4 protein-coding genes and 1 pseudogene are annotated in these 6176 nt (G+C 46.3%); 3 read left to right on the forward strand and 2 right to left on the reverse strand.

Annotated features, from left to right (window positions below):
- Positions 1-106: 106 nt before the first annotated feature.
- Positions 107-665 (forward strand): annotated as a pseudogene (locus ACJHWT_RS24980) (transposase); the annotation flags it as partial.
- A gap of 179 nt (positions 666-844) precedes the next feature.
- Here the strand turns inward: ACJHWT_RS24980 and ireA are convergent.
- Positions 845-2893 (reverse strand): TonB-dependent siderophore receptor IreA, encoded by a 2049-nt coding sequence (gene ireA, locus ACJHWT_RS24985; protein WP_000792543.1) that lies wholly within the window; start codon positions 2891-2893, stop codon positions 845-847.
- Positions 2894-3085: 192 nt separating this feature from the next.
- Between ireA and ACJHWT_RS24990 the strand changes: the two genes are divergently transcribed.
- A protein-coding gene (locus ACJHWT_RS24990) for an IS3-like element IS2 family transposase (RefSeq protein ID WP_153275894.1) occupies positions 3086-4314 on the forward strand; the annotation gives its coding sequence in 2 pieces (ribosomal slippage) (positions 3086-3401 and positions 3401-4314; 1230 coding nt in all).
- 110 nt (positions 4315-4424) lie between these two features.
- Here ACJHWT_RS24990 and ACJHWT_RS24995 read toward each other — a convergent pair.
- Positions 4425-5156 (reverse strand): inovirus Gp2 family protein, encoded by a 732-nt coding sequence (locus tag ACJHWT_RS24995; protein WP_001075491.1) that lies wholly within the window; start codon positions 5154-5156, stop codon positions 4425-4427.
- 669 nt (positions 5157-5825) lie between these two features.
- Between ACJHWT_RS24995 and ACJHWT_RS25000 the strand changes: the two genes are divergently transcribed.
- Entirely contained in the window at positions 5826-6077 is a 252-nt protein-coding gene (locus ACJHWT_RS25000; RefSeq protein WP_410232374.1) for a hypothetical protein, read from the forward strand.
- Positions 6078-6176: the final 99 nt, after the last annotated feature.

Raw genomic sequence — 6176 nt, forward strand, 5'->3', positions numbered from 1 at the left:
TACTCCTCCGGCAGAAGCAGAAAAAGCTTATTATGCTTCCATCGGAAACGATGATCTGGCAGCCTGAGTTCACAGATAAAACACTCTCCAGGAAACCCGGGGCGGTTCAGATCTGCAAAACCGTGGCGTTGAAGACATTCTGATTGCCTGCGTGGATGGGCTGACCGGCTTCCCTGAAGCGATAAACAGCATTTATCCGCAGACAGAGGTACAGTTGTGCGTCATTCACCAGATACGTAACTCGATTAAATATGTGGCGTCAAAACACCATAAAGCGTTCATGGCCGACCTGAAGCCAGTGTATCGTGCGGTGTCGGAAACGGCGCTGGATGAGCTGGAAGCGAAACGGGGGCAGCAATATCCGGTGGTGCTCCAGTCCTGGCGCCGCAAGAGGGAAAATCTGTCAGCGTACTTCCGCTATCCGGCGAATATCCGCAAGGTGATCTACACAACCAACGCGATAGAATCAGTCCACCGCCAGTTCAGGAAACTGACCAAAACCTAAAGGTGCTTTCCCGAATGAAAACAGCCTGTTGAAGCTACTTTATCTGGGACTGATGAACGCACAGGAGAAATGGACAATGCCCATCCAAAGCTGGAATTTGACATTGTCGCAGTTAGCCATTTATTTTGAAGGGCGGCTGAATAATGTGATGACGCTGTAGAATTTTTAACGTGACACAGAATTCTGAACGCTCTCAAATTAAAATCATCGATATTTAACAAGTTTAAATTATTAAGATTATTTTAATCAAGATTAAAAGCATTACAACCTGGAAACTGACATTACTGATTACTACACTGGTACCTGAGGCTCACGGCCTCAGGTTGTCTTTATATACTCTCAGAAGGATACTCTTACATTAGCCCAATAACGGCGTCCTTCATCGACCTGCCAGTTACCATCAATGGTATCGATATCCTCGCTCTTTCTGTCTGTGACGTTAAGAACGGCAAAATTAATCAGCGTGTCTGGCAGAATCTGGTAATTTAGACCAATATCCATAGATGTGAATCCATTACGAACGCGGGGAACCTTAGCACCATTTCTTTGTGCTGCCCAGATTTGTTTTCCCGTATAATTCAGAGATGAATAAAATGTAATATCCTGAGTGTAATCCCATTCCAGTTTTGCATTGGCTGCATGTCTGGGAGTTCTTTCCAGAGGTTCCCCTTTCAGCGACTTGCCATTGAGACTTTCGTCATCACTTTTTCGACGAGAGTCAGTAAATGTATAGTTTGCAGATACATGCCATTTATCATACACAGGAATCTGAGTTGCAAGCTCCACCCCTCTGATATTTGCCTCACCTACATTATCATAAATAAAAGTGTTTAACCCGGTGACTGGATCTTTTGTACCTATATCGTAACTGGTCAACTTATTTTTAAAATCAGTATTAAACAGCGTCGCGCTCGCCGAAAAACCACTATCATTACTATAAATAATACCGATCTCTTCGGTTACACTGGTCTCCGGTTTCAGGTCCCTGTTTCCATACATAATAGAGGCACCACCCTGCGTCAGTGTTCCAAATCCAGGACTCACCTCACGAATTGAAGGAGCCCGAAATGCTTTTGCGATCCCCCCTTTGAGTGTGAGATTATCGGTCAGGTTATAAACAGCGTACAATCTTGGATTCCAGTAACTGCCATAGATTTCATGATTATCGAGACGCAGTCCTCCAGTCAGGGCGAGAGAATCCGTTGCTGCATATTCATTTTCTATAAAAACAGCTTTCTGTTTAATTGAAACAGACTGTGTTTCTGTCGTTTTTTTACCCGTGGCTGAGTCATCACGGAGCTCTGCATGCTGAAATTGACCTCCGATGGTCAGTACATTTTCCGGCAGAAATGCCGTCACTTTTGCATCTATGATTGTGTTGGTTATTTCCGGTTTTCTTGACTCGTAATTAAGATCCCAATGATTATATTTATCTTTTTTACCTGATTTAATCTCACGAATAACTTTCTCCTGATAAACAGCAATTTCAGGATGCAGTATTTCGCCCTGGGCATTCCATGCTGCTACCCAGTGACTACGTGAATTATGCGTTTCTCTTTTACTGTTTGGTTGTTTAAGATTTCCCCGCATAGTCCAGGCATCGAGAGACTCACCAGGTGTTAATGTATGCACCTGGTTATTTTTTCCATATTCAAAAACAAACTTCTGGCTTTCAGTCGGAGTAAACTGGAGCGTTGCCGTTATATTCTTATTATCTTTTGCCGGTGTTCCCTGAGAGATACTATCTTCCTTGCGATAGTTCATTCCTCCATATAGCTGAAGACCAAGTTTATCCTTAATCAATGGGCCTGACAGATAGAAGTCATTTGTGGTTGAGTTACCAAATTTCCCATGTTCCTGAATAATCCCCCCAAGTCCAAGTACGCCATCCCATGTTTGGTTATTAACTGGTTTGGTTATGATATTAATGACCCCTCCGATGGCATCAGAACCATACAGGGAAGACATAGGGCCACGGATCACTTCAATGCGTTCAATTGCTTCCACAGGAGGGATAAATCCGGCTTCAAAACCGCCGCTGCCGTTTGGTCTGGATTCCCGACCGCTCTGACGTCGTCCATCGACCAGAATCAGCGTGTAATCGCCACTTAGACCACGTATACTGATATCCGGTTTTTCATTCCCACCAGTGATACTAATCCCTTCAACATCTTTTACTGCATCGACCAGATCTGAAACCGGTTTTTTTTGCAGTTGTTCTGAAGTAATGACTGAGACACTGGCCGGGGCATTTCTGAGCTGCTGAGTGAACCCGGAGGCAGTAACAACAAGCGTATCTTCTTTTTTATCAGAACTGGCATAACCTGATGATATAACTGCAGAACACATCACGGCAATGCCCGGAGCAATGATATATTTGTTCTTCATAAATTTCCCTTTGCCAAAGGCGTAATGATAATGATTTGCGTTAGCAAAGAGGGAATTTACAATGAACAGAAAAGAAGGTAAATCACATTTCGCTCATTCAGTAGACTGGCCCCCTGAATCTCCAGACAACCAATATCACTTATTTAAGTGATAGTCTTAATACTAGTTTTTAGACTAGTCATTGGAGAGCAGATGATTGATGTCTTAGGACCGGAGAAACGCAGACGGCGTACTACACAGGAAAAGATCGCTATTGTTCAGCAGAGTTTTGAACCGGGAATGACGGTCTCCCTTGTTGCCCGGCAACACGGTGTGGCAGCCAGCCAGTTATTTCTCTGGCGCAAGCAATACCAGGAGGGAAGTCTTACTGCTGTGGCCGCAGGAGAACAGGTCGTTCCTGCCTCTGAACTTGCTGCTGCCATGAAGCAGATTAAAGAACTCCAGCGCCTGCTCGGCAAAAAAACGATGGAAAATGAACTCCTTAAAGAAGCCGTTGAATATGGGCGTGCAAAAAAGTGGATAGCACACGCGCCCTTATTGCCCGGGGATGGGGAGTAAGCTTAGTCAGCCGTTGTCTCCGGGTGTCGCGTGCGCAGTTGCACGTCATTCTCAGACGAACCGATGACTGGAAAGATGGTCGCCGCAGCCGTCACACTGATGATACGGATGTGCTTCTCCGTATACACCATGTTATCGGAGAGCTGCCCACATATGGTTATCGTCGGGTATGGGTGCTGCTTCGCAGACAGGCCGAACTTGATGGTATGCCTGCGATCAATGCCAAACGTGTTTACCGGATCATGCGCCAGAATGCGCTGTTGCTTGAGCGAAAACCTGCTGTACCGCCATCGAAACGGGCACATACAGGCAGAGTGGCCGTGAAAGAAAGCAATCAGCGATGGTGCTCTGACGGGTTCGAGTTCTGCTGTGATAACGGAGAGAGACTGCGTGTCACGTTCGCGCTGGACTGCTGTGATCGTGAGGCACTGCACTGGGCGGTCACTACCGGCGGCTTCAACAGTGAAACAGTACAGGACGTCATGCTGGGAGCGGTGGAACGCCGCTTCGGCAACGATCTTCCGTCGTCTTCAGTGGAGTGGCTGACGGATAATGGTTCATGCTACCGGGCTAATGAAACACGCCAGTTCGCCCGGATGTTGGGACTTGAACCGAAGAACACGGCGGTGCGGAGTCCGGAGAGTAACGGAATCGCAGAGAGCTTCGTGAAAACGATAAAGCGTGACTACATCAGTATCATGCCCAAACCAGACGGGTTAACGGCAGCAAAGAACCTTGCAGAGGCGTTCGAGCATTATAACGAATGGCATCCGCATAGTGCGCTGGGTTATCGCTCGCCACGGGAATATCTGCGGCAGCGGGCTTGTAATGGGTTAAGTGATAACAGATGTCTGGAAATATAGGGGCAAATCCACATTACTTCAGAAAAACTTTTTCAGAAAACGAGCTAAGGGCGTCAGCCAACGACCTTACTGTGACATATACTCTGGCACCGGATGCCGTTTTACAGGGTTCACCTGCCATCCAGTAGACGCCCCGCTCCACGGCTGCAACCATAATTACGTTGACCAGAACCGTCATGCTGCTTCGTCTCATACTTCACGAGATAACGGGCTCTCTCCATGGCTTTCTGCATCGCTTCCACATCACCACGCTTGATCCAGAGAACAGCGGCTTCACCCGGCTTTTTGTCTGAAGCCTTCCTGGTTTCAGAACATCCACCCGACAAAGGCGTATCATCGGAAGAAGGGCGAGCATCAGATGATGCCGGTTTACGGAAAGGCGTCCGCCTGGAAAAATGAACCAGTCCATTACCCTGCCAGGGCTCAAGATGCAGAGCGCTACACCATGCCAGTTGGATCAGCGTCGCCAGCGAAGAAGGAACGGTGAAATCCCCTGGCGAGCACCAGGTATCTTTGTTGAGCAGTAATATCACGTGATAATGTTTCCTGCCTTTTTCCTTGCCAAACTCTCGACACCAGAAATAATGCAGGGTGGTTGCACGCACACGCTTGTTGGTACGTCGTTTTTTCCGCTGGTAAGCCTGAATTTTGGCTTTCAGGGATTCGAAAAAACGAGAAATCACCGCTGAATCCGGATCGGGATCCATGATGGTGACAGGCATATGCTCAGGGAAACGTAAATCCACCCGGATTAACGAGACGGCACGGTGTTGCACCAGGGCACTGTTGAGAATACTTTCAAAACGGGATAACCAGTAATCATTGTGTATTGGTTGATTCATGATGAGAGATCTCCGTTGATTTGGATTGACTTCACATCATTAATCGCCGCGGTAAAACTTTACGGCATCCCACCAATGAGCAACGCCAATAGCTCCTGATTAAAACGGAATGAATCGTCCCGTAACGAAAAGATAATCCTGCACACGACAGCAAAACGTAAAACAACAGCATGAATGAGCTAAATGTCTAAAGAAAAACTGCCTTTTCACATTATTTTTCAGCGAGTAATCATACCAGCATCCCTAACATACGAAATCGCATCGTGATCGATCGCTGATTCGCCGAACAACTGATCGAATACACCGGAATCTGCACTAACATCCTGATGGGTAACGGAAGACTAAAAAACCAGTGTTCTATTGATTGCACGGAATGCCTGTGCGCTGGCCTGACCAGTAAGCACAATTCTACGAGTAGTAAGATATCTACTCCAAAACCATGCGCAGTAGCCACCATATGTTGCCAGGGTGAAAAATAAGCTCAGAGCTATAGGGGAGTAATTCCCGTTAATGTCATCGCCGTACCTCAATCAGCTCACAAACTGGCTGAAACGTTAAGCTGAGGCCTTTATTCTTCAGATGTATTTTCCGGTTTACCTGTAAATTATCTTCTGATATTTATCACATTAGTAATTGTGCTGATTATCTACATACTTCAAGGTCTGAAATATGAAGCTAACAGAAGAAAGTCTGAATCTAGTCATTGACATCCTGAATGATTTGATCTGTGAAGGAAAAATGCTGAACGATGTGGAGCGCAGATCTCTGCTCAATGCAGTTATGGCAATTACAGCGGTAAAAGAACGTTCTGTCGTATCTGTATCATCCCGAAAAGAGCAAAGTAAGAAGGAGAAGAAGGAAAGAGAGATCGATCCTCGTTTCCCAAATGCTGGTGTGGCATGGAATGAGGGGCTTTGTTGAATAAATCAGATTTCGGGTAAGTCTCCCCCGTAGCGGGTTGTGTTTTCAGGCAATACGCACGCTTTCAGGCATACCTGCTTTCGTCATTTTGTTCAGCGC

It is taken from the genome of Escherichia sp. WS338 (assembly GCF_046486405.1).
Classification (GTDB): Bacteria; Pseudomonadota; Gammaproteobacteria; order Enterobacterales; family Enterobacteriaceae; genus Escherichia; species Escherichia coli.

Coding starts and splice junctions, on each gene's coding strand:
- ireA (WP_000792543.1), bottom strand. CDS start 2,893: ATGAAGAACAAATATATCATTGCTCCGGGCATTGCCGTGATGTGTTCT.
- ACJHWT_RS24995 (WP_001075491.1), bottom strand. CDS start 5,156: ATGAATCAACCAATACACAATGATTACTGGTTATCCCGTTTTGAAAGT.
- ACJHWT_RS25000 (WP_410232374.1), top strand. CDS start 5,826: ATGAAGCTAACAGAAGAAAGTCTGAATCTAGTCATTGACATCCTGAAT.